Source organism: Pedobacter sp. GQ55 (assembly GCF_059758925.1).
In genome coordinates this window covers 1-426 of sequence record NZ_JCAXEI010000033.1, presented here as the reverse complement: position 1 = coordinate 426, position 426 = coordinate 1, and the positions used below count along the sequence as shown (strand labels likewise).

General features: G+C 37.3%; 1 pseudogene. It reads right to left on the bottom strand.

Going from position 1 to position 426, the window contains the following annotated elements:
• Nucleotides 1-426: pseudogene (locus AC6CH7_RS26500) on the bottom strand (hypothetical protein); the annotation flags it as partial.

Sequence of the window (426 nt, the reverse complement as noted above, 5' to 3'; positions counted from 1 at the left end):
TACTCTGTTCAGCATGACTTTCTTATCTGATCTGTCTTTACCCAAATAGGTCCTGAATGGAATCTGGAACAACTTAAAGCAAAAATTCCGTCCATCTGGCGTATGGCTCAGCTTTGAAATCACTTCAGCCCCGAAAGGCAAAGGGATATTCTTTTTATAATTCCTCAGCGATTTTTCACCTTTCCAATAGGCAGACTTCTCTTTGTTAAAAGAGGAAATAAGGGTGTTGTTTAGGTAGCTTAGAATATTTGTAGGGATTTGGCCTTTAAAATGATTAGAGAGCAGCCGGTAAGTGGTGTTTTGCCGGGAGGATTTTAAAATTCCGTTTTCTTCTTTCTTTTCATCAGCGATTTTAAGTTTAATTTCTTCTGTTAAATAAAAAAAATCTTTGACCTGTTCCTGCACAAAATGGTGGCTCATGATCAT